We start from the raw sequence: 22647 nt of genomic DNA, 5'->3' as shown, positions 1-22647 counted from the left end.
TTAGCACTTAAAAAGCATATAGAAGACCCAGATGCAAAGGGCGAAAAGGCATTTCTTTTAAAATGCAATATTCTAAGAAATGTAGTTGTTAAACCTAAATGAATAACATGAACATTCAAGCCGAAAAAGCGATTATTATAGAGCAGTTTAAGCAGGTAAACGATGTCGATCTGATTCATGCGATAAAAAACATGCTCAATTATGCTTTAAAGAAAGAAAATAAAAGCATTGATATACCGGAAGCCCACCAAAAACTGGTAATGGAACGTTTTGACAAGGTGCGCAAAGACCCCGGCAGGCTTTTGGATTGGGACGAAGCAAAAAAAACACTGAAAGCCTGATGAAAAAGTACAAAATAAAAATTGAACCTGAAGCCCTTGCTTGCCGACATACAGGAAATTACAGATTGGTACAAAGAAGCACAGGCAGGACTTGGCAAAAGGTTTCAGAAAACAGCAATCTAGCATATAAACTCTCTTAGTAAAGCCCCTCATATTTACGCCATCCGTTACAAAGAAATACGTTGTGTGTTGGTTAAGAAATTCCCATACATGGTTCATTTCTATATTAACGATGATAATAATACGGTTGAAGTTTTAGCTGTAATCAGTACTGACCGTAACCCAAAAATCTGGCAGGAAAAAACAAGTAAATACAAACACCCAGTTTGATGCAAATTCCTTGGTTAACCAAGCGACAGAGCCGAGCAAACGCTTGGTATACCAAGAATTGAAAATCGACGAAGTCAATGGCAGCTAAAAACTGCCGGTTAAGATTCAACGAAGTTGAAAACTTCGCCGAGCGGGGTGTGCTAAACCACCTAATTAACATCTAGTTTACTTAAGCCAATCAGCATCAAAAGGATAAAATAAAAACATTATCCTATCTTTATTAACAATGGTATCATTACGTACATTCGAAGAATAAATTCGTTCAAGTGTGGTGCTATTATGTATTACGAAAACATATTTTAATATATCGAAAGACCATGGGCCATATTGCGCAACCGTATTTACAGTTATTGTATCATTAACTACATTATAATTCCCTGTTCGCATTTTAGAATAAAATTCGTGAAACCCAGCAACAATCTGGTTGTGTGAATAATATTTTCCAAGCCTACCTTTAAACTCATTCCTATCTGTTATAATAAAGGGTCGGCACAAATAATCATCGCAAAGCCCAAAATAATAACCATCAATTCTTATCAGAGTATCTATACCATTATACTCTCGGGGGAAGTCCCGGGTAATGCTTCGCATCTCGCGATAATTGGCGCAGGAATACAAAAAGCATAACAAAAGTAGAAATATTAAATACCGCATAATTTGTTTAATATAATGAATAAGGATTATAATAACCTGAAAAGCCCCAAGGTTCATTATATACACCGTAAGGAGTTATAAAAAGTGGCGAACCTGATTTTATTAAATGTACTCCATTTTGGAAAATATCTTGCACAGCAGGATGATTGATACCTGCTCTTGAGACAAAATGTTTTCCATGACGTACCCCAACCCAAGCAGGACTGGAGTAAACCCGGCCATCAGCATAGGTGCCTGCTTCGGGTCTTGCAAGAAGGCCAAACTTGCGATAAAACCTGCTAAAATATGACTCGTCACGGTCGGCGTTCCTATCTGGGCTATTTGTATATACCGATTTCCCAATTAATAACCCACCAATTTCTAGTTCTGCAGCCGATGTTCTCAATCTATCATATTTATCACCCAATACAGGCCAAAAGTCGTTTTCAATGCGTAGGCTACCACCTGGGGCAAAAGCCTGAACACCTCCAACTCTCTGCGCATGAACACCTGTATATTGAGTAGAATACATCCCAAGCCCCCATCCTTTATATTTAACGCTACCACCCATACTAAATTCACTATATCCAGAACCTCGTCCAAATCCAAATCCAAATTCCATCTCACCCACAGGAATTGATGAGCCTACATTATAACCCCATCCATTTCCCTCTCCACCATATTCTGCATATGCGCTAACGTATCCAATGTCTGCATATCCATAGCCATAACCTCCTTGATAACCAACGCCAAAACCACCTGATGGAATTCCATTTTTATCGGCCCATCGGGCAAACTGATTTAGCCCATCCCAAGCACCATACCATTGTTTTTCAGCCCAACGACCAAATTATTTAAAGAACTCCCCACTCGGGTCCGTATAAATCAGCGGATTATTATAACAATACGCATACCTGTTATAATTAAACCAATTCCCCGGAGCCTGAATAAACGGGTCGGGACTCAGGAATTGAGCCATGAGCGGATCATACATCCGGCCATTCATGTTAATCAGGCCGAAATCGTCCAGATGTTCGTGCATGGTGTAGCCACGTGAGAACAGCAGGCTGGTGCGGTTGTCGGGTTGTGACCAATCACTCGGGTTGCGACGTGCGCCCCACGGGTCGTAGGCGTAGCGTTCTACTACCTGCCCTGCTTCGTTGGCCACTGCCAACAGGTTGCCCTGGTAATCGGAATAGGTATAGTATAGATTTTCCTGACCATTGGAGTAATCCATGATGGCTGACAGGCCATTTTGCACTCCGACGTTTCGGAAATGACATAGTAAATATAGTGAAGTTTTTGGAGTAGGGATTTTGGCATGGGTGGTTTTTTCCGTCGAGTTAAAGTCATTTGACTAATACATCTTCCAGATGGTCAAAACTATTGTGAGATACTAACATAAATCTGGTGCATTTCGTATCTTTGCCTTAGATTATTATAATTCTTTAATGAACTGATTCATTGAAACTATAATAGCCACAGAATAATGAGAACTATAACTGTAGAGATAAAAAATGATATAGCATTAACTTTTCTGCATAACCTGAAAAGCATGCACGTCCTTCGGGTTATAGACGATAAAACCACAACGTCTAAACAAAAACTCTCGGAACGTTTCGCCGGATGCCTGTCGAAAGAAAGAACGGAAGAAATGCAAAAAGAACTAACCCAAATGCGCAATGAATGGGAAAGAGATACTTATTAAAAAAATGAAGCTATGAATTTGCAATATATTACTGATACCAAAGGGCATAAAAGCGCGGTACTCCTTCCCCTGAAGGACTGGGAACAAATACAAAAAGACCTTGACGAACTGGAACGTTTAAGGAACAAAAAACTGTTCATGACCGAGCTGGCTGAAGCTGTTGAAGAAATGAAGCTGATTAAAGAGGGCAAGAAACAAGCCCGTAACGCCGAAGATTTTCTCAATGAGCTTTAATGTTAAATCCATATCCGTTTTTGAACGCCAGGCCAAACGCCTGATGAAAAAATTTCCATCGCTCAAAAAGGAAATTCAGGAACTCATAAAAGGACTAAAGGAAGAACCCGGAAAAGGCGCTTCCATTGGTCATAACTGCTATAAAATACGCCTTGCCATCGCCAGCAAGGGCAAAGGTAAAAGCACCGGGGCAAGGGTTATTACCCATTTTGTATTTAAAGATGATACCGTTTACCTTATCTCCATTTACGACAAATCGGACATTGAAAACCTTACCGATAAAGAAATTCTGGAACTTATTAAACTTATTCCATAAAAATGCCCGGTCTCCCGAGGCTTTAAATTTTATTCTCCGTTGGCGCGAGTTTGTTCCTCGTGTCCTTTTCACCATTAATTCTCACCGTTGCCGAGGAGCGAAGTTAGACACTGTCAATTTTAAATACACTTGCACTACATTTCAACGGTTCATTGCTAATCCGGACTTTGATTTTGCCCCGATTACAAATCATGAGTGGTCGAAAGATCAATTTTAGGTTAAGTTTGTCATTTTTCCATTTTATTTTATGATTGTGGAATCAATGGAGCTATTCTATCTTATTTTTTATGGAACTGAAAAGCGACTGAAATATTCCTTCTTCATAAGCTCTGGATTCCCTCCACATTCTTTAACAATAACTGCCACTAAAGTTTGCCATAGTTCTATTGTAAATCTACGTTTTGCAGTTTTATAACCTAATCCATTTTGTTTTTTATACAAAAGCAAAAGCATTGAAGCTATCAATGTCATATACAAAACCACCTTTATTCCATTTTCACTTACTGAGATAAAATGACTTGCATTGAGTTCTTGTTTTATAAATCTAAAGAACACTTCTATTTCCCATCTCTGTTTATATATTTCAGCTATTTCCTTTGGTTCGAGTTCTAAGTCGTTGGTAATAAAGTAAAAAACATCTTCCGTTTTTCGTTTGCTTGCCTTTTTCCCGGGAAGATGCTCTTCTTTTTTTATTTTGCGTTTAGCAATTATAAGCCGATAGCATTGGTCATAGTCAAAAGCACACTTACCACTTAAATTTACTACCTGACTACTTAATAAGTAGAGTTCATCTAAATCTTTTTGATTTTCAGAGAGTTCTTCTGACTCTACGATATGAAAACGCCGGTTGGTTTTTAAGCGTCCAACAAATCGGATGTCCTTTGTATTGAAATTAGCAAAAGCTTTTGTTGCAGCCACACCTCTGTCAAAGGTATAGATATTAAGGTGGGAATCTGTTTTGCTTGCATCATTGAGGATCAATTCCGGTATGGCAATATCTTCACTAGTATATTGAGGATCTGTAAATAGTTTAACATTACATGCAGTTAATCCATCAAAAGCCATAGTTAACTTTACCTGCTTAACTTTTTCCCCTCCATTAGTTCTCGCATTCCCTGGTGATAAGCCCTGTGTAAGTTTATTGCACGTTTCAGCCACCATACTGCTGTCAACTCGGATAACTTTATATTTTTGTTGTTCACTGGGAGAGAAATATTTAGAAAATTCAAGGTAGATTTGCTCATATGCCAATCGAAAAAAATCGGAGTCAATTACCGAAAGGCGTGTTGAAATTGAACTCCTGGAGATTTTCATATCTGATGCATAAGAGAACATTGTTTTGAATAGATCACTTTCAAAGAGATCTTCTAATACACGCTGACTTGTCCTTTCTGTTGTTAAAATACCATATAACAACAAGTTAAAGATTCTTTCTCCGAATAGAACCTTAGCGCAATAATCAACTTTAGTGTCTTTAGCTAACCTAAATAGTAAATCCTCAGGGATCAGTTCTAGGATTTTCTGAATTCTAACCTTATGATCTTTAAATAATGCCATTCTACATCTTTTTTGCAAAATTACAGATGTAGTTTAAAATAATCACTAATTTAATGCGTTAGTTATCAACTTTATACAACATTTTCTGTTGATAAAGTGGCCTAGTTTTTTGTTTTCATTTTTTATACTTAAAATGGTTATAAAATCTTTCGACCACTTATGATTACAAATCGGCGCGAACGGTGAAATCTATAGATGGATGAAATTTTGAACCTTTTTTAGGAGGCATCAGTCGGGGGCCATATGAACTGCTAATATAATTATTGACAGATGTCGAATTGTTGGTGATTGGGTTACGTGCGTTTTGAGCATTCAATCCAATATTCATGAGGAACAAACTCAAAACCAAAATATATACTATTATACCTTTCATAGATTACCTGGAATTTGGGAAATGGGAGTTTAGGAAATAAAAATCAGTAATTGTCGGACTATATTTAAAAAGAGAATGTTTCAAATTCGCTGTTTAACCGGACATCTTCTAATCCATCCAGAAACACACTTATGGTGTTATCATTATTTAACACAGCACTTAACCTATACCCTATAACCGTGCTTTGAACAATAGCTTTTCGAATAAGCTCCCCGCGGAGATTGTGCTCACTTAATACTGTTCTGATTTCTCCATTTATGCGAACTGTTGAGCTATTCAAAATTCTATCTTCAGAATTATCAATAAAACATCCTGTTCTGAAGTTCATAAGTTCACCATTTACTTCAAATGGCCTGATTGAACTTATGAAATCTCCAGTCAAATTATCAAATATTATATATCTCTCTCTACCTTTTCTAAACAACAAATAATTGCCATTTGGGGACAAAGCAGTATCCCAATTTCCACCTAAAATTTCTGGATTGCTCCACAATAACGTACCCGCTGAATTAAATGATTGCAGCCCGGGATAATTAGTTGAAGTTAGTGCTACATGACTTCCATCCTGAGAAACAGAAGACAGAGAGGATTGTATATCAACCGGTTGTTCCCATGAAGTGTTATTTTCCATATTGAAATATCCAAAAAAACGTATCTGGTCATTATCTTTTTCATTTTTTAGATAATACACTCCATTGTCATTTGTTGCAGCATAGTTCCCCACATCAGGAACAGATTTTAGCTGGTTCCCTTTTGAATCAAGAACTTTTAATTCTGAATAATCATTTTCACTAAGATAGGTATATTCGTAGATCATGACATGGGAGTATTTACCGTCATCGCTAATTGACGCTCTTAACACCTTGTAATCTAACTCTTTGCTGTATATCAAAACGCCGTCATCGGTAAATAATTCAATTTTACTTACAGCCTTATCAGAACCGGTTGAAGATTTCAATATCTCAGGGTCAAGAACCTCAACATTTGTAGCCTTAGCCAGAAACTTGCCATTACTGGATTTAAATACTACTGGATGTTCCTTTATGCCCTGGTTCGTTGATTTTAATTCGTTATCGACATTAACATTAAGTCCCTTCCAGCTTAAGGGAATATCATCTATAGTGACTGAAATGCCATTAAGATTAACCGTTTGAGCTGTAATTGGGAGTAACATAGCCTGGATAATGAGCCATGATGCTACTAATAAGAAATTTACAATATGTGTTTTCATAAAAGCTTGGAGTTTTCTAATGTTAGGAATTAAAAACTATTCAATAACTCTTTTAAGTTATTGATTTCATTCTGTTGTTCAAGTAGTGCTTTCTGGTGATCAATCACATACAGCGTTAGCTCCTCAATTTTCTGAAGTAAAAGTTTATTCATTTCGGCCAAATCCACTCCATTAGCATCGGTGTAAACCTGATTCTTTTTTCCCGATGATGTGTTCATTTCCAGATTAAAGCCGCCAGCCGTGCCGCTCACACCGTCCTGTAGAGTTACCAATACGCTATCTATTCCCTGACGGCTACCGGTGTTTATTACCACTCCTTCTACCACGGTAGTATATGTACTCTCTTTGCAACCGGTTCCCATGAGGAGCAGGATGAGGGTGGTTATGGTTAGTGCGATTAGTATCTGTTTCATGGCAATGGTAGTGCTATTGCCGGGATAAACACGGCAGAATTAGTAATATATGGTATCCCGATATGTCTCGAACGCTTTGATATAGACGCTGTCGATGCGAGAATGAAACGTATTGTCACGATTTAGCTCTATGTAGTACCTGCGATATTTGTCACCAATACTCCATACTCCATTTCGATAGGGAGCAAATGGACCCACGCCATTAAATGTTCTTATAAACTTATTAATATCACTTAAAGTATCAAGCTTTTCATAAGGAAGATCGTTAAACCGAACCACATCACCCCCAGTTGCTTCTTTGCTGAAAAGAACTGGTGCAAAACTTGCCTCCGCACTCATCTCAATTACAACATCCCCTGTGTACCCAGTGGGGAAAGAAAGCTGTGAACCCATAACATTCTCACGGTCGCTAAGATAGAATGCATACCCCTTCTTACCCACGTTGAGCCAGGGGCGATGCTCACCTGTAAGCTCCACACGAAACGCACCGTTGGCATCGGTGTAAACCTGATTCTTTTTTCCCGATGATGTGTTCATATCCAGATTAAAGCCACCAGCCGTGCCGCTCACACCGTCCTGTAGAGTTACCAATACGCTATCTATACCCTGACGGCTACCGGTGTTTATAACCACTCCTTCTACCACGGTAGTATATGTACTCTCTTTGCAACCGGTTCCCATGAGGAGCAGGATGAGGGTGGTTATTATTAGAGAGCTTATTTTTAGTTTCATATGGCAGTCAGTCAGGGTTAAACAATATCATCTTATACACAAAAATATTAAAATATTCAATCAAGCAAAACATTATCGCAAAATCTAATTTGTTGTTTATTCCAAAGAACAAAACTTCAATTTAAAATCATTCTAAAAAACACATCCGCTTTCGAAAACTTTCAGTAAATTTGCAACATGGTTGCAAATTTAGACTATATCAACAGCATACTAAGAAATAACAAACTGAATGTTACCGAAATACGGCAACAAATTCTTGATATTCTTTTGCAACCGGCCATGGCTTTAACCCAAAAAGAGATGGAGGAATTGCTGACTCAACGGATGAATTCAGTGGACAGAGTGACGCTATACCGTAACATTAAAACCCTGATGCAAAAGAAACTGATACATCAGATTATCGTTGGAACCAACTCCGTAAAATATAAACTGGCTGGAAATCACAAAACCGGTAATCATCCGCATTTTCAGTGTGAATTGTGCAACCGTTTGGTTTGTATGCCGCACCTTCAGGTTCAGTCAGAACATCTTCCTGAGGGATTTGTTATGAAATCAAGCAGCCTGATTATTGAAGGGGTGTGTGCGAGTTGTAATGGGAAGGTTTGAGGTTTAATGGTTAAGGTTTTGGGTTGATGGTTTATAGTTATGAAAGATACGTGCGGGATGAGGGTTCCACTTTTAGGAGGTTAGGGGGCAAGCGATGGGGATTGAAGTTCAATGTTTAAAGTTCTGGGTTGATAGTTGATGGTTTATAGTTGGAATTTAGTTGATGAACTAATTATATAAAAAAGTCACTGATTTATTAAAATACGAACAATCATTAAAGTATGAAAAATAAAATACTCTTAATAATATTAGCTGGTTTTTTAATGGCCGGATGTAAGACCGAACGCACTGCTGATGTGGTTTCAGTGAGTATATTACCACAAAAGTTCTTTATTGACCAACTCACAGGGGAATCTCTGGATGTTAACGTTATGATTCCTCCGGGGGCCAGCCATGCCACCTACTCTCCTACCCCGCAACAATACAGAAAACTTTCCGACTCCCGTTTGTATCTGGGAATTGGTCATTTGGGATATGAACAAGCCTGGACACCAAGGCTAAAGGAGCTAAATCCTGAAATGGCTCTCTTTACTCTATCGGATTTAGTGGAGCCAATTTATGGCACCTGCGATCATTCACATGACCACGGACACCATCATCACCACCACCATGGGGTTGACCCGCACATCTGGCTTTCGCCAAAAGTAATGCTGGAACTTTTGCCTCATATAAAAGAGGCTCTCATGGAAGCCTATCCCGAATTATCGGAAACCATCAGCAATAATTACCCTCAACTATATAGTCGTGTTGAATCCATACACCACGAGATGGAACAAGTAGCCGCCAGTGTTACTCAACGATCTTTTATGATCTTTCATCCGGCTCTCACCTACCTTGCCCGTGATTACGGATTGGAACAGGTATCCATTGAAGTGGATGGAAAAGAACCTTCCCCGGCAATGCTTGCATCAACCATTTCACAGGCAAAAGCGAAATCCATCCCTGTAATATTCATACAAGAAGAATACGATATTCGTAACGCCAAAATGGTGAGTGAATCAACAGGCATGAAAGTGGCACAGATCAATCCTTTGGCATACGATTGGGTTGAATCGATGCAGCATATTATGAATCTATTCAGAAAGCATTTATAGAAAAACTGATACATGAGTAATTTACTTGCCAGGCTTGACAACATCACCGCAGGCTACAATGGCGAACCGGTTCTAAAAGGGGTATCTCTTGATATAAGGGAAAATGATTTTATTGGAATCATTGGACCCAATGGTGGTGGAAAAACCACCATGCTGAAGGTTTTGCTGGGAATCTTGGAGCCATTTCGCGGAAGAGTTGATTTTCCCGGAGGGAAAATTAACATAGGGTATTTGCCACAGGCCTCACAAATAGACCGAAGTTTTCCCATTTCGGTTAAAGAGGTTGTGGAAGCCGGTTTAAAGCCAATTCGCGCATGGAGTCACCATCTTTCGAAAGCACAAAAAGAGTCTGCCTATAAATTACTGACAGAGGCAGGCATGGAGAGATATTACAAAAAACCAATTGGGGAGCTTTCGGGTGGACAGTTGCAAAAGGTTTTGCTTTGCCGTGCCATCGTAAGCAATCCGGCACTTTTGGTTTTGGATGAACCAAACACATACGTTGATAAGCATTTTGAAAGTGAACTTCATCAATGGCTGAAAAAACTCAATAAAAACATGGCCATTGTGCTGGTTTCCCACGATGTGGGAACCATTCCCTCACTGGTAAAATCCATTGCCTGCGTTAACGGAACACTCCATTATCACCCGTCCAACCAACTCACAACAGAATTGCTCAAAGTTTATGATTGTCCAATTGACCTCATCTCCCACGGACATGTTCCTCACAGGGTTTTAAAAAATCATTAGAAATGACTGATTTTATTTCACTATTTCAATATACATTTTTTCAAAATGCACTGATTGCCTCGGTGCTGATCAGCATTTTGGCAGCTATGATCGGTACATATATCGTCTCCCGAAAGATTGTCTTTATAAGTGGGGGTATCACCCATGCTTCATTTGGAGGTATTGGTATCGCCTATTTTCTTGGATTAAACCCTTTTCTTGGAGCGGCTATTTTTGCCATCCTTACCGGAACAAGTATTGAGTGGATTTCAAGCAAAGGGAAAGTTCGGGAAGACAGTGCCATTGCCATTCTCTGGTCGTTGGGTATGGCTTTAGGAATCATATTTGTGTTTATGACTCCCGGTTACACACCGAATCTTATGAGTTTCCTGTTTGGAAGCATCTTATCTGTGGGAAAATCCGACATCGCCATCATGCTGATAATTACATTTTTTACTGCCCTGTTCTTTCTGGTTTGGTACCGGCCAATTATATACTCTGCTTTCGACCCTGAATTCTCGAAAATAAACGGCGTTCCCGTCGCTTTTTTCAGGTATGCCATGGCAGTGCTTGTGGCACTTGCCATTGTGGTGAGTATCCGTGCAATGGGAATCATTCTGGTGCTTAGCTTGTTTACCATTCCGCAATCCACCGCCATGTTATTCACCAACAGTTTTAAACGGATCATTCCGTTATCAATCCTTTTTGGATGGCTGGGTTCATTTATGGGTCTGTTTATGGCCAATCATTTTAACATTCCATCGGGAGCAGCCATCATTTTTATGCTCACCATACAATTTCTGGTAATAAAAGGCGTGGCGGTTTTATTGGAGACAAGGATGAAAAGACAGTGATGTCTTTTTGTCTTTAGGGGCGTAGCCCTGACATCTAAATTTCTCCATGGTGCTGTGAAGATATTGAATGGTGTTTTTGGTCTGTGATTACTGTTGCTCCGGACTAAAATGGCTTTTTGGAAACCAAATGAATATCACATAATAGTTCAAAATAGAGATAGCTGGTTAGAAAAAACAATCAGTTCATCTTTCTATTTTCATTCCATAAAGCCTCTGCAATAATCATATCAAAGGGTGAAGTAATTTTAATGTTCTCCACATTCCCTTCCACATGATGAATCTGGCATCCCAAAGCTTCCACTACGGAGGCATCATCGGTAAATCGTTCTTCATAACTTTGACTGTATGCCTTTTTTAGCAGAGCGGTTTGAAAAACCTGCGGCGTTTGAACCATCCGATAGTTTTGCCGCTCACGCGCAAAACTACTATCCCCGCTAACTTCCCGCAAAGACTCTACAGGCGGAAGGACCGGAATAACAGCTCCCTTTATTTCAGCATTTTTAAAACAACGTGAAATGGTCTCCCTGCTAACAAAAGGACGAACGCCATCGTGTACACCTGTCATTCCAGCATCATCAACCAACTCCAAACCATTTTTTACACTCTCAAAACGTGTAACACCTCCATTTGCCAACCGATGATTAATTAAAAATTGATGCTTCTCGCATAATTCCTCCCAATATTTTTGGTGAGAAAGAGGTAAAACAAGGATGATGCTAATTTTCGGATCAAAATGATGAAAAGCCTCAATGGTGTGCATCAGGACTGGTTTTTGCCCAATGGGCAAAAACTGTTTTGGAAGTTCGGCTCCCATTCGAAGACCTTTGCCACCGGCAACAATGATGATGTTTTGATGCATAAATGTACAATTACTATGAAAATATAAAACTAAACAGCAGAAAACAAAGAGACAAATAATTATTTGTATTCTCTCAATTTTAAGAAATCATTAAAAAGGAATAAATCAATTTATTGTTTAAATTTGAGAAAAAAACCTATGACCCCAATTAGCCTGAATAAAATAAAACCCTGGTATGAGGGTGTTCTTTCTATTTTTTATCCCCAGCTATGTTTTGCCTGTAATAGAAATTTAAACCATGCCGAAGAGTTCCTTTGTAAAAAATGTATTGTACATCTCCCGCGTACCCAATTCGAAAACCAAATTGACAATCCGGTGGCACAAATGTTTTGGGGGAGAGTCTCTATTGCTTTTGCTTCTTCCCTTTTCTATTATCGAAAGGGCGAAGTAATTCAGGAAATTATTCACAGACTAAAATACAGAAGAAATCTGCATGCAGGTCTCTTTTTAGGTCGATTGGCTGCACGTATGGTAAAAGAAAGCAATCTGTTTCCATTTCCGGATTTAATAGTTCCAGTTCCTTTGCATAAGAGAAAAATGAGAATGCGCGGGTATAATCAAAGCGAACTCCTGGCTCGCGGTATGTCAGAAGTTTTGGGTGCTCCTTATGATGCAGAGGTCGCACTCCGGCAGGTTTATGGAGAATCTCAGACTCAAAAATCACGATACGAAAGGTGGGAAAATGTTGATGAGGCTTTTATTTGTGGAGAAATTTCAACTGATATCAGAAATATTTTGCTTGTTGATGATGTTGTTACCACAGGTGCGACCATTGAGGCATGTGCATCGGCTTTGCAGAAGGCTTCCGATGCAAAAATTAGCGTGGTGACTATTGGTTATGCAGCTCGTTAAAGAATATCCTTTAACTTTTTAAGTCCTACAGAAGCCTTTTCCTTAATGACGGTTACATTTGGGGAATTGATATTTGGCTGACCCGGATCAATTACAAATATTGGAACACCACTTGGGACATAAGAAAGAAGTCCGGCCGCCGGATAAACATTCAAAGAAGTCCCTACAACAACAAATATTTCGGCAGATTCAACAATTTTCATAGCATTGTAAATGGCATCTACTGACTCACCAAACCATACAATATGTGGCCTGAGTTGTGAGCCTTCATCACATAAATCACCCATTTTTAACTCCCAATGATCTAATTCATAAACAAGTTCAGGGTTTGATGTACTTCGGACTTTTTTAAGTTCACCGTGCAAATGCAACACTTTTTTACTACCTGCTTGCTCGTGAAGATCGTCAACATTTTGGGTAACAATATGTACATCAAATGAGTCCTCCAAACCAGCAATGATTTCATGTCCGATGTTTGGTTTTGATTCAAACAGTTTTTTTCGTCTTTCATTATAGAAACGGAGAACCAGTTCCGGATTAGATTGCCATGCTTCTGGTGATGCTACCTGGGTTACATCATATTTTTCCCATATTCCGCCCATGTCTCTGAATGTTGGGAGACCACTTTCTGCACTCATCCCCGCACCTGATAGTATTACTAGTTTTTTCATTATTCGAATTATCAAAACATGCATTAGTCAACAACAATAGCATGTTATTTTCAAAAGTAAACATTTAAAAGTAAAACAAAAACACCAAATACCGTTGCTAAATGTGCTTATTTTCTTATTTTTGCGAATGTCCAAAGAATTTAAAAAAATGAGCGCAACAAAAAAGATAAAAACCGCCCTGATTTCGGTTTTCTACAAAGATGGCCTTGATGAAATTGTTAAAACACTTGACAAACAAGGCGTAAAAATATACTCAACTGGTGGAACCCAGTCATTCATTGAGCATTTGGGAATAAAAGTGAACAGTGTTGAGTCTCTTACAGGCTATCCTTCCATTTTGGGTGGAAGAGTTAAAACACTTCATCCTAAAGTGTTTGGAGGGATTCTTGCCAAAAGAGATGATGCAGAGCATCAATCCCAAATGAAGGAGTTTGAAATTCCTGATTTGGATCTTGTTATTGTTGATCTCTATCCTTTTGAAGAAACAGTGGCTTCAGGTGCAGACCATGCAAGCATCATTGAGAAAATTGACATTGGTGGTATCTCTTTGATTAGAGCAGCAGCAAAAAATTATAAAGATGTTGTAATTGTTCCCTCGGTAAATCAATATCCAAAGTTATTGGAATTATTAAAGGAAAAGAAAGGGGAAACTTCACTGGACGACAGAAAATATTTTGCAGCTTCGGCTTTTGCGGTATCTTCAGGGTATGATTCTGCCATCTATAACTATTTTGGAGGAAAAGATTTCCCGGCTTACCGCGAAAGTGTTGATGAAAGTATGCCTTTACGTTATGGTGAAAACCCCCATCAAAAAGGGGTGTTCTATGGTGACTTCAGTGAAATGTTTGAGCAACTTCATGGGAAGGAGATTTCATACAACAACTTGTTGGACATAGATGCAGCTGTTTCGCTAATTGCAGAATTCGAAAATACCACTGTTGCAATTTTGAAACATAACAACGCTTGTGGTTTGGCCTCGCGAGAATCATTGACACAAGCATGGCTTGACGCATTGGCCGGCGATCCTGTTTCAGCTTTTGGAGGCATTGTTGTTACCAATAAGAACGTAGATGCGGATGCAGCTCTTGAAATGGATAAGATATTTCTTGAGGTGGTTATTGCTCCGTCTTATGATGCAGCTGCCCTGGATATTCTTAAACAGAAAAAGAACAGAATTATACTGATTCAAAAGAAAGAGTTTCTTCCTCCGAAAAACTCAAGAACTCTGCTTAATGGGGTGTTGGTGCAAGAGAGAGATGCTAAAACTGAAACCCCCGGCGATTTGAAAACTGTAACCAATGTGGCTCCAAATCAGCAGGAAGTGGATGATTTGCTTTTTGCTAATAAAATAGTAAAACACTCAAAATCGAATGCCATTGTTTTAGCCAAAAACGGACAGTTACTAGCCAGCGGTGTTGGTCAAACATCCAGAGTCGATGCACTGAAACATGCCATTAATAAAGCTCAGTCATTTAAGTTTGATTTGAATGGCGCCGTTATGGCTTCTGATGCGTTTTTCCCTTTTGCTGACTCAATTGAGATTGCTCATGAGGCAGGGATAAAATCGGTTATTCAACCGGGTGGCTCAATTCGAGACAATGAGACCATTGATTTTTGCAACAACAATAAGGTTTCCATGGTTTTTACCGGGATTCGCCATTTTAAACATTAAAAAAGACCTTTAAATGGGATTGTTTTCATTTTTATCTCAGGAATTGGCAATGGATTTAGGTACTGCCAATACAATTATAATCCACAACGATAAAATCGTTGTGGACGAGCCCAGTATTGTAGCTTTGGACAGACGAACCGACAAGTTGGTTGCCATCGGTGAAAAAGCTCGCCAAATGCATGGTAAAACGCATGATAATATTTACACCATACGCCCATTACGTGACGGGGTAATCGCAGATTTTAACGCTGCAGAGCAGATGATTCGCGGCATGATAAAGATGATTGATAATAACAAAAAACGGTTGTTTACCCCATCTTTAACCATCGTAGTATGTATTCCCTCAGGTAGTACTGAAGTTGAGATAAGAGCAGTTCGAGATTCTGCTGAACATGCAGGCGGTCGTGAAGTTTACATGATTTATGAGCCAATGGCAGCGGCGCTTGGTATTGGGTTAGATGTTGAAGCGCCTGAAGGTCACATGGTGGTGGACATTGGTGGAGGATCAACTGAGATTGCGGTAATCTCCTTAGGAGGGATTGTTACCAATCGGTCTATTCGGATTGCAGGTGACGATTTAACCGCAGACATCATGGAATACATGCGTCGCCAACACAACATCAAAATTGGAGAAAGAACTGCCGAAGAGATTAAAATCCGTGTTGGTTCGGCGTTGCCTGAATTGGATGAGCCTCCGGTGGATTATATTGTAAATGGGCCAAACCAGATGACGGCTTTACCGATTGAGGTGCCTGTATCTTATCAGGAAATTTCCCACTGTCTGGAAAAATCCATCTCAAAAATGGAAACAGCCATTTTGAATGCTTTGGAGCAAACCCCTCCAGAATTATATTCGGACATTGTAAATAAGGGGATATATCTTGCAGGGGGAGGCGCATTGTTAAGAGGATTAGATAAAAGACTTACCAACAAGCTTAATATACCTTTCCATATTGCAGAGAATCCCTTACATGCAGTTGCCAGAGGAACTGGTATTGCTCTTAAGAACCGAAATAAATTCCAATTCCTTTTGCGATAGCAAAAGGAATTCTTTTGAATGATTCTGATTTTTAATCAGAATCATCTGCTTAAAAGCAGCATGTTGTGATTTTTGATTAGAGATGTTCATCACTTCAATACAAGTAAAACAATTCCCTTATTATGAGAAATTTTATACGGTTCATAATTCGGTATTATTTCTTCTTTCTTTTTTTACTGTTTGAAGTTATCTGTTTTTATTTGCTGGTATCCTACAACCATTATCACAGAGAAACATTCCTGAATTCGTCAAATAAAGTTGCTGCCTCAATTTTAACCGTATCAGGATCTTTTACTGAGTATTTTTCGCTTAAACGCTCAAATGAGGAACTTGCACGTGAGAACGCTTATCTTCGGGCAATGCTGCCCGAAAATTTAAGAGATACTGCTGCAAAACCATTAAATGAGAATGAACGGGATAGTGTAAATTATATCTATTATCCAGCTGGTGTGGTTCATAATTCGGTTAACAAGCTACAGAATTTTATAACCATTAATAGAGGAGCTAGAGATGGTATAGAGCCCGAAATGGGCGTTATTTCAGCTCGGGGAGTAGTGGGTGTTGTCAGGCATGTTTCAAAAAATTATTCTACCGTATTGTCCCTTTTAAACACACAGGTCAGAGTATCGGCAAAACTCCGGGATTCTGATTTCTTTGGATCAATTGCCTGGGATGGAAACTCTGTTGCTCATGCAATATTGAGTGATATTCCTGCCCATGCCTCCATCAGCATTGGCGAAGCAGTTGTTACAAGCGGATATTCAGCCATATTTCCTGAAGGTGTATTGTTAGGAACAATTGAAGATTTTGAATTGCTGCCCGGCGAAGGGTTTTATAGGATACGCGTAAAGCTGTCTGTTGATTTCAGACGATTAACACATGTTGAAGTGATTGAAAAAATCACTTCTGAAGAAAGATTGGAACTGGAAAAATTAACTCAGGATGATTAATAATTTAGGGAAATATCTGATCAATTTTCTGGTGATTGTCTTTATTCAGGTTTTAATTCTGAATAATCTCAATCTGGGAGGATATATTAATCCCTGGCTGTACCTTTTGTTTATCCTCATTTTACCTGTTGAAATTCCGGATTGGATGCTTTTGCTAATAGGGTTTTTAACAGGCTTATTAATGGATATGTTCTTAAATACCATAGGGATGCATGCCTCAGCAACGGTATTCCTGGCATTTATTCGACCTTTTCTTTTGCGTTTTTTTGCGCCAAGAGATGGCTATGAGCCTGGCAGTTTACCTATACCCTCTCATTTTGGAGTAGGATGGTTTTTAAAATATGTATCTCTTACGGTAGTTGCCCACCATATTTTTCTTTTTTACGTAGAAGTTTTTAACTTTGATACACCGCTCCTTACGTTATGGAAAGCTATTGTGAGCTCTGTGTTTACAATTGCTTTTATCATGGTTGCGCAGATGTTTGGAGCAATGAAGAGTAGCAGATCGTAAAAAATACTTGGGTGGGAAACAGCAACAGAGCCATAATAATTGGTCTATTCTTTGGAATGATCGGATTGATTTTTATCATCCGATTGTTTGTGCTACAAATAGTTGATCCATCCTATAAATTTTCAGCAGAAAGCAACACCCAGAGAAAAATCACAGAATTCCCCACCCGGGGACTTATTTATGACAGGAATGGGAAGCTGTTGGTTTCCAATCAGCCTGTTTATGATCTGATGATCGTTCCAAGAGAGGTTGTCCCTTTTGATACAGTAGACTTTTGCAATGCTCTTAACATCACGCGCTCAGAACTTGATCGTTTGTTTGAGGAAGTTCGTTTCAATCTTCAAAGGAGACGCATTTCAAGTTTTCGACCATCTGTGTTTTATAAGCAGCTGCCTGCTGAACAATACGCCATATTACAGGAAAAGCTTTATAAGTTTAAAGGTTTCTTTGTTCAGCGACGTACGGTACGTAAATATGAATATCCCAATGCTGCTCATGTTCTGGGGTATGTTGCAGAAGTTGGCGAAACGCTTTTGCAAAGCGATCCTTATTACTCATTAGGTGATTATACTGGAATTAGTGGGATTGAGCGTACGTATGAAACATTTTTGAGAGGGCAAAAAGGAGCAAGATATGTCATGGTTGATGTACATGGAAGGGAAATGGGATCCTTACGAGGAGGAAGAATGGATACTTCCGCCGTTGCAGGAAGCGATGTTGCCTTAACCCTGGATATTGAATTGCAGGCCTATGGCGAAAAAATTATGCAAAACAAAATCGGAAGCATTGTTGCCATTGAGCCATCAACAGGAGAAATTCTGGCTCTGGTTTCCAGTCCTTCCTACGATCCCTCACTTCTTGTTGGTCGTCAACGCTCCAGAAATTTCCCCATATTATCATCAGACACTTTGTCGCCGCTGCTAAACCGCGCTATTATGTCCGGATATCCTCCGGGATCTACCTTTAAAGTTTTAATGGCACTTGTGGGATTGCAGGAGAATGTTTTAAGCCCTACAACCCGCTATCCCTGTCATCAGGGATATACAGCCAGGGGAATTCATGTGCGTTGCCGTCCGCATGCTTCACCCATTAGTTTGGTACCATCCATAGCCGTTTCGTGTAATACTTTTTATTGTCATGTTTTTCGAAACGTGCTTGATAATCCGATTCATGGTTCACCACAAGAAGGGCTGGAGCAGTTTCGCAATTACCTTCTGAACTTTGGCTTAGGAACCAGGCTGGGGAGCGATTTCTTCAATGAGAATAGAGGGTTCGTTCCCACGCGCGGTTATTATGATAGAATTTATAACGGTCGTTGGGGTTCGCTCACGGTCTTGTCGTTGGGTATAGGACAGGGAGAAATCCTGACCACACCTATCCAGATGGCAAATATGACAGCCGCCATCGCTAACAGAGGACATTATTTCACGCCTCATGTTATCAAGGAAATTGAAAATGATACCATTCCTTCCCGCTTCAAGGTTCCGCACCACACAGGAATTGACTCAGTACATTTTGGACCTGTGATTGATGGAATGGAAGAATCCGTTTGGAGCGATGTAGGTGCTACCGCACGCATCGCAAGAATTCCTGGGATTTCGATTTCCGGAAAAACAGGAACAGCGCAAAATCCGCATGGAGAGAATCACAGTATTTTTGTGGCGTTCGCTCCTAAAGACGATCCCAAAATAGCCATTGCAGTTTATGTTGAAAATGCAGGATACGGATCGACTTACGCTGCACCTATTGCCAGTTTGATGGTGGAAAAATATTTAAACAGAGCAATCCACTCTTCACGGGGATGGATTGAAACACGAATGATGAACGCTAATTTTATAAATGAGAGCACAGAATAGAACAATCAAAGGTGTAGACTGGTTTACAGTTTTACTCTATCTATTTATGGTGGGGTTTGGATGGGTGAATATTTATGCCGTGAATACCGATCCTGACACTCTCGTGTTTTTTGATTATTCAAAGGAGTACACCAAACAGATTGTCTGGATTGGAGTGTCATTTGTCACCATTGGCGTCATTATGCTCACCGACAGTAAATTCTTCGTGGAGTTTTCATATGTTTTTTATGCTATTACCACGTTTTTATTGATTCTGGTAATATTTATAGGAGTTGAAATAAATGCTGCTAAAGCATGGTTTCAAATAGGTGGAATGCGCTTTCAACCTGTTGAACTTGCTAAAGTTGCAACGGCTTTGGCCGTTGCCAGGGTTATGTGTCGGTTTCAATTTTCATTTTACAATATTTCGGATATACTGAGATTGGGAACTCTGATATTCCTTCCAATTCTCATCATCATCATACAAAATGACACCGGTTCTGGTATTGTTCTATTAGCTTTATTTATCGCATTTTTTAGAGAAGGACTGTCTCCATATGTGTTTGTTTTTGGATTTGTGGCCATTGCCGTTTTCATACTTACCATGATTATTCCGAATCATTCCATCATCCTTATATTGTCTGTCGCGTTTATTTTGATGGTTCTTTTCAACCGGTTTAGAAAAGAGGCTCTGATAATGACAGCCATATCCGTGGTGTTTTTTGGGGTTGGTGCTGCCATTTTCAAAACTGCCGGGGGAGGCGTAAATTACGATGTTGCTTTGCTCATTGCCATGGCCGCATCATCGATTTTTTTGGCTATAAAAGCCTTACTTCGCCGATTGCCAAAGTTGGGGGTTCTGTTGATTTTTTTCTGGGGAACTGTGGCTTTTACCTATTCAACGGACTATGTTTTTGAAGAGATGCTGGGTGAGTATCAGAGAAACCGAATTCTGGTTATGCTTGGCCTCAAGGATGATCCATTAGGTGTTGGGTATAACGTTAACCAATCTAAAATAGCAATTGGATCTGGCGGTCTACTGGGAAAAGGTTTTCTGCAGGGTACCCAAACCAAGTTTAATTTTGTTCCTGAACAGAGTACCGACTTTATTTTCTGTACAGTTGGAGAGGAGTGGGGTTTCTTAGGAACCTCTATCGTGGTGCTTCTTTTTGTTATATTATTGTTAAGATTGATTTTTCTTGCGGAGAGACAGCATTCTGATTTTAGTCGGATTTATGGATATGGGGTAGCATCCATTTTCTTTTTTCATGTTGCAGTTAATATTGGAATGACAATCGGTTTAGCGCCGGTAATTGGAATTCCGTTACCCTTTTTCTCATACGGAGGCTCCTCTTTATGGGGTTTTACTATTTTGCTTTTCATATTCCTTAAATTGGATACCAATAGAACACAATTACTTCGATAGATAGTTATTTAGTGTTTTTAAGTTCTTTTCAGATTCTCCGAAACCCTCTTTGTTTACAAATCATCATGAAGGTTGGAGCCAAATAGATCATGGCTTCATGATTCAGGTTCTTGTCAGATCTCTTTTTTTTGCTTATATTTGAAAGGATGTTGGGATTTTGCGTTCAAAATTTTGCTTCTTTCTAGACCGGAACGCCTTCGTATCCCGGGTTTCTCAGTCTTTCGATCTGATAGTATCATCCACAGAATAGTTGATTTTAATTACATGCAAGTATTTATATATATAAAAAATATTAATGCCTATGAAGTATCAAATTTATACATCGCGTAATTACAGGCAAATTGCGCAATTCGAGAATGTAAGGAAGGAGCATCTGCGGGATATAGATGTGGTGGCAAGTGTATTACCTTTTAAAACCAATAATTATGTTGTTGAGGAATTAATTGATTGGGATAATTACCAGAATGATCCCATCTTTATTCTAAACTTTCCTCAAAGAGGAATGCTTCACCCCAATCACTTTGAAACCATGGCTCGGCTTATTGATACAAATGCCGATGCGTCAACCATTAAAGAAGCGGCCAATATAATTCGACACCAATTAAACCCCCACCCGGCCGGACAATCGCACAATGTTCCTGAAATTAATGGACAAAAACTTACTGGTGCCCAGCATAAATATGACGAAACCATGTTGTTTTTCCCAACTCAGGGACAAACATGCCATGCATACTGTACATTCTGCTTTCGTTGGCCCCAGTTTACCGGAATGGACAACCTTAAGTTTGCAATGAAAGAGGTTGACGATGTGATAGATTATATTAAAGTCCATCCTGAAATAACTGATCTTCTTATAACCGGAGGCGACCCGATGGTTATGAATGCCAATATCCTCGACACATACATTTCAAGAGTTCTTGAAGCGAAAATTCCTCATTTGCAAACCATACGGATTGGAACCAAGTCTTTGGCATTTTGGCCATACAGATATATTTCTGATCCTGATGCTGAAGATGTACTCAAAATATTTGAAAAAATAACAAATGCTGGGATAACGTTGGCATTTATGGCACACTTTAATCATGTTCGGGAGCTTGAAACGGATGCGGTTCAGGAAGCAGTGCGGAGAATTAGAGCCACCGGTGCACAAATAAGAACCCAGTCTCCATTGTTGAATCACATCAATGCCAGCTCTAAGGCATGGTCGGACATGTGGACAAAACAGGTGAAGCTTGGAATGATTCCTTACTATATGTTTGTAGCTCGTGACACTGGAGCACAGGAATATTTTGGTGTTTCCCTGACACGTGCCTGGGAAATATTCAGAAATGCCTATAACAAGATTAGTGGTATTGCCCGAACTGTTAGAGGGCCTAGTATGTCATGCACACCGGGGAAAGTTAAAATTACCGGGGTTACTGAGATCCAGGGTGAGAAGGTTTTTGTTCTGGAATTCATTCAAGGAAGAAACAGGGAATGGGTTAACAGGCCGTTTTTTGCAAAATATAATCCAAAGGCGCTTTGGATAGATGATCTGGAGCCTGCATTTGGTAAAAAGGAGTTCTTTTTTGAAGAGGAATTGGCTGCTATGTTACTCGATTAATAGTGACTCCTGAGCATAAAGAACAAAGCACAACACCTATTAAGGAGTTGTGCTTTGTTCTTTTCCACAATTATGGGC

General features: G+C 39.4%; 28 protein-coding genes. 17 read left to right on the top strand and 11 right to left on the bottom strand.

All coding sequences use genetic code 11. The annotated features are described in order from the left end of the window. The first annotated feature begins 107 nt into the window (after positions 1-107). Both B5X70_RS00560 and B5X70_RS18000 read left to right on the top strand, forming a co-directional pair. Positions 108-341 carry a hypothetical protein gene (locus B5X70_RS00560; RefSeq protein ID WP_143254999.1) on the top strand — a complete coding sequence of 78 codons (234 nt, stop codon included), beginning with the start codon at positions 108-110 and terminating at the stop codon, positions 339-341. After that, a complete protein-coding gene (locus B5X70_RS18000) occupies positions 341-481 on the top strand; it encodes a hypothetical protein (RefSeq protein ID WP_157666481.1) in 141 nt (46 codons plus the stop codon). The genes B5X70_RS00560 and B5X70_RS18000 overlap by 1 nt, the downstream gene beginning before the upstream one ends. 355 nt (positions 482-836) lie before the next feature. Here B5X70_RS18000 and B5X70_RS00555 read toward each other — a convergent pair whose 3' ends face one another. From B5X70_RS00555 to B5X70_RS00545, 4 genes are all read right to left on the bottom strand, one after another. Next, positions 837-1262 carry a hypothetical protein gene (locus B5X70_RS00555; RefSeq protein WP_079555909.1) on the bottom strand — a complete coding sequence of 142 codons (426 nt, stop codon included), beginning with the start codon at positions 1260-1262 and terminating at the stop codon, positions 837-839. 70 nt (positions 1263-1332) lie between these two features. Further along, positions 1333-1926, bottom strand: coding sequence for a polymorphic toxin type 23 domain-containing protein (locus B5X70_RS00550; protein ID WP_079555908.1), 594 nt, complete (start codon positions 1924-1926; stop codon positions 1333-1335). 23 nt (positions 1927-1949) lie between these two features. Beyond that, a complete protein-coding gene (locus tag B5X70_RS18475; RefSeq protein ID WP_262481293.1) occupies positions 1950-2078 on the bottom strand; it encodes a hypothetical protein in 129 nt (42 codons plus the stop codon). A gap of 76 nt (positions 2079-2154) precedes the next feature. After that, complete coding sequence (locus B5X70_RS00545) at positions 2155-2541, bottom strand: RHS repeat domain-containing protein (RefSeq protein WP_079555907.1); 387 nt, start codon at positions 2539-2541, stop codon at positions 2155-2157. A gap of 252 nt (positions 2542-2793) precedes the next feature. Here B5X70_RS00545 and B5X70_RS00540 point away from each other — a divergent pair, with 252 nt between their 5' ends. The 3 genes from B5X70_RS00540 to B5X70_RS00530 are packed head-to-tail and all read left to right on the top strand — an operon-like array spanning position 2794 to position 3562. Beyond that, positions 2794-3012: a hypothetical protein gene (locus B5X70_RS00540; protein ID WP_079555906.1), complete on the top strand. Its 219-nt coding sequence runs from the start codon at positions 2794-2796 to the stop codon at positions 3010-3012. A gap of 12 nt (positions 3013-3024) precedes the next feature. Next, a complete protein-coding gene (locus B5X70_RS00535; protein ID WP_079555905.1) occupies positions 3025-3246 on the top strand; it encodes a hypothetical protein in 222 nt (73 codons plus the stop codon). Next, positions 3236-3562, top strand: a complete 327-nt coding sequence (locus B5X70_RS00530; protein ID WP_079555904.1) for a type II toxin-antitoxin system RelE/ParE family toxin — start codon at positions 3236-3238, stop codon at positions 3560-3562. Before B5X70_RS00535 ends, B5X70_RS00530 begins: the two co-directional genes overlap by 11 nt. 285 nt (positions 3563-3847) lie before the next feature. On the opposite strand, the gene B5X70_RS00525 is transcribed toward B5X70_RS00530, so the two are convergent. The 5 genes from B5X70_RS00525 to B5X70_RS00505 all read right to left on the bottom strand — a co-directional run bounded on the left by B5X70_RS00525 (position 3848) and on the right by B5X70_RS00505 (position 7868). Next, on the bottom strand, positions 3848-5119 hold the full coding sequence (locus B5X70_RS00525) for an IS4 family transposase (RefSeq protein WP_079555903.1): 1272 nt from the start codon (positions 5117-5119) through the stop codon (positions 3848-3850). 163 nt (positions 5120-5282) lie between these two features. Further along, positions 5283-5492 carry a hypothetical protein gene (locus tag B5X70_RS00520; RefSeq protein ID WP_079555902.1) on the bottom strand — a complete coding sequence of 70 codons (210 nt, stop codon included), beginning with the start codon at positions 5490-5492 and terminating at the stop codon, positions 5283-5285. A gap of 64 nt (positions 5493-5556) precedes the next feature. Then, positions 5557-6723: a hypothetical protein gene (locus tag B5X70_RS00515; RefSeq protein ID WP_079555901.1), complete on the bottom strand. Its 1167-nt coding sequence runs from the start codon at positions 6721-6723 to the stop codon at positions 5557-5559. Positions 6724-6752: 29 nt separating this feature from the next. Then, the gene (locus B5X70_RS00510) at positions 6753-7136 is read right to left on the bottom strand and encodes a hypothetical protein (RefSeq protein WP_143254998.1); all 384 of its coding nucleotides are present in this window, start codon (positions 7134-7136) and stop codon (positions 6753-6755) included. 39 nt (positions 7137-7175) lie between these two features. Further along, on the bottom strand, positions 7176-7868 hold the full coding sequence (locus B5X70_RS00505) for a hypothetical protein (RefSeq protein WP_088328583.1): 693 nt from the start codon (positions 7866-7868) through the stop codon (positions 7176-7178). Positions 7869-8045: 177 nt separating this feature from the next. On the opposite strand from B5X70_RS00505, the gene B5X70_RS00500 reads away from it, so the two are divergent. The 4 genes from B5X70_RS00500 (at position 8046) to B5X70_RS00485 (ending at position 11151) form a co-directional block, all read left to right on the top strand. Continuing rightward, positions 8046-8474 carry a Fur family transcriptional regulator gene (locus tag B5X70_RS00500; protein ID WP_079555898.1) on the top strand — a complete coding sequence of 143 codons (429 nt, stop codon included), beginning with the start codon at positions 8046-8048 and terminating at the stop codon, positions 8472-8474. 221 nt (positions 8475-8695) lie between these two features. After that, positions 8696-9568, top strand: coding sequence for a metal ABC transporter solute-binding protein, Zn/Mn family (locus B5X70_RS00495; protein WP_079555897.1), 873 nt, complete (start codon positions 8696-8698; stop codon positions 9566-9568). A 12-nt stretch (positions 9569-9580) separates the two neighbouring features. Further along, the gene (locus B5X70_RS00490) at positions 9581-10318 is read left to right on the top strand and encodes a metal ABC transporter ATP-binding protein (protein ID WP_079555896.1); all 738 of its coding nucleotides are present in this window, start codon (positions 9581-9583) and stop codon (positions 10316-10318) included. A gap of 2 nt (positions 10319-10320) precedes the next feature. Further along, the gene (locus tag B5X70_RS00485; RefSeq protein ID WP_079555895.1) at positions 10321-11151 is read left to right on the top strand and encodes a metal ABC transporter permease; all 831 of its coding nucleotides are present in this window, start codon (positions 10321-10323) and stop codon (positions 11149-11151) included. Between the two features lie 178 nt (positions 11152-11329). Here B5X70_RS00485 and B5X70_RS00480 read toward each other — a convergent pair whose 3' ends face one another. Further along, positions 11330-12010: a 2-C-methyl-D-erythritol 4-phosphate cytidylyltransferase gene (locus B5X70_RS00480; protein ID WP_079555894.1), complete on the bottom strand. Its 681-nt coding sequence runs from the start codon at positions 12008-12010 to the stop codon at positions 11330-11332. A gap of 138 nt (positions 12011-12148) precedes the next feature. Here B5X70_RS00480 and B5X70_RS00475 point away from each other — a divergent pair, with 138 nt between their 5' ends. Further along, positions 12149-12862: a ComF family protein gene (locus B5X70_RS00475; RefSeq protein WP_079555893.1), complete on the top strand. Its 714-nt coding sequence runs from the start codon at positions 12149-12151 to the stop codon at positions 12860-12862. On the opposite strand, the gene B5X70_RS00470 is transcribed toward B5X70_RS00475, so the two are convergent. Continuing rightward, on the bottom strand, positions 12859-13533 hold the full coding sequence (locus B5X70_RS00470) for an SIR2 family NAD-dependent protein deacylase (protein WP_079556205.1): 675 nt from the start codon (positions 13531-13533) through the stop codon (positions 12859-12861). The two genes, B5X70_RS00475 and B5X70_RS00470, sit on opposite strands and share 4 nt — an antisense overlap. A gap of 148 nt (positions 13534-13681) precedes the next feature. Here B5X70_RS00470 and purH point away from each other — a divergent pair, with 148 nt between their 5' ends. The 7 genes from purH (at position 13682) to B5X70_RS00435 (ending at position 22569) form a co-directional block, all read left to right on the top strand. Further along, the gene (purH, locus tag B5X70_RS00465; protein ID WP_079556204.1) at positions 13682-15205 is read left to right on the top strand and encodes a bifunctional phosphoribosylaminoimidazolecarboxamide formyltransferase/IMP cyclohydrolase; all 1524 of its coding nucleotides are present in this window, start codon (positions 13682-13684) and stop codon (positions 15203-15205) included. A 13-nt stretch (positions 15206-15218) separates the two neighbouring features. After that, on the top strand, positions 15219-16244 hold the full coding sequence (locus B5X70_RS00460; RefSeq protein ID WP_079555892.1) for a rod shape-determining protein: 1026 nt from the start codon (positions 15219-15221) through the stop codon (positions 16242-16244). A gap of 122 nt (positions 16245-16366) precedes the next feature. After that, the gene (gene mreC / locus B5X70_RS00455; RefSeq protein WP_079555891.1) at positions 16367-17194 is read left to right on the top strand and encodes a rod shape-determining protein MreC; all 828 of its coding nucleotides are present in this window, start codon (positions 16367-16369) and stop codon (positions 17192-17194) included. Further along, a complete protein-coding gene (gene mreD, locus B5X70_RS00450; protein ID WP_079555890.1) occupies positions 17187-17705 on the top strand; it encodes a rod shape-determining protein MreD in 519 nt (172 codons plus the stop codon). The genes mreC and mreD overlap by 8 nt, the downstream gene beginning before the upstream one ends. An 11-nt stretch (positions 17706-17716) precedes the next feature. Further along, entirely contained in the window at positions 17717-19561 is a 1845-nt protein-coding gene (gene mrdA / locus B5X70_RS00445; RefSeq protein ID WP_079555889.1) for a penicillin-binding protein 2, read from the top strand. Then, a complete protein-coding gene (gene rodA / locus B5X70_RS00440) occupies positions 19545-20966 on the top strand; it encodes a rod shape-determining protein RodA (RefSeq protein WP_079555888.1) in 1422 nt (473 codons plus the stop codon). The genes mrdA and rodA overlap by 17 nt, the downstream gene beginning before the upstream one ends. 301 nt (positions 20967-21267) lie before the next feature. Beyond that, positions 21268-22569, top strand: coding sequence for a KamA family radical SAM protein (locus B5X70_RS00435; RefSeq protein ID WP_079555887.1), 1302 nt, complete (start codon positions 21268-21270; stop codon positions 22567-22569). Positions 22570-22647 lie beyond the last annotated feature (78 nt).

Origin of the sequence: Alkalitalea saponilacus, assembly GCF_900168165.1 — a bacterium.
GTDB lineage: Bacteria > Bacteroidota > Bacteroidia > Bacteroidales > Marinilabiliaceae > Natronoflexus > Natronoflexus saponilacus.
The sequence above is the reverse complement of the archived record's forward strand: the minus strand, read 5'-3'. Positions and strand labels throughout refer to the sequence as shown.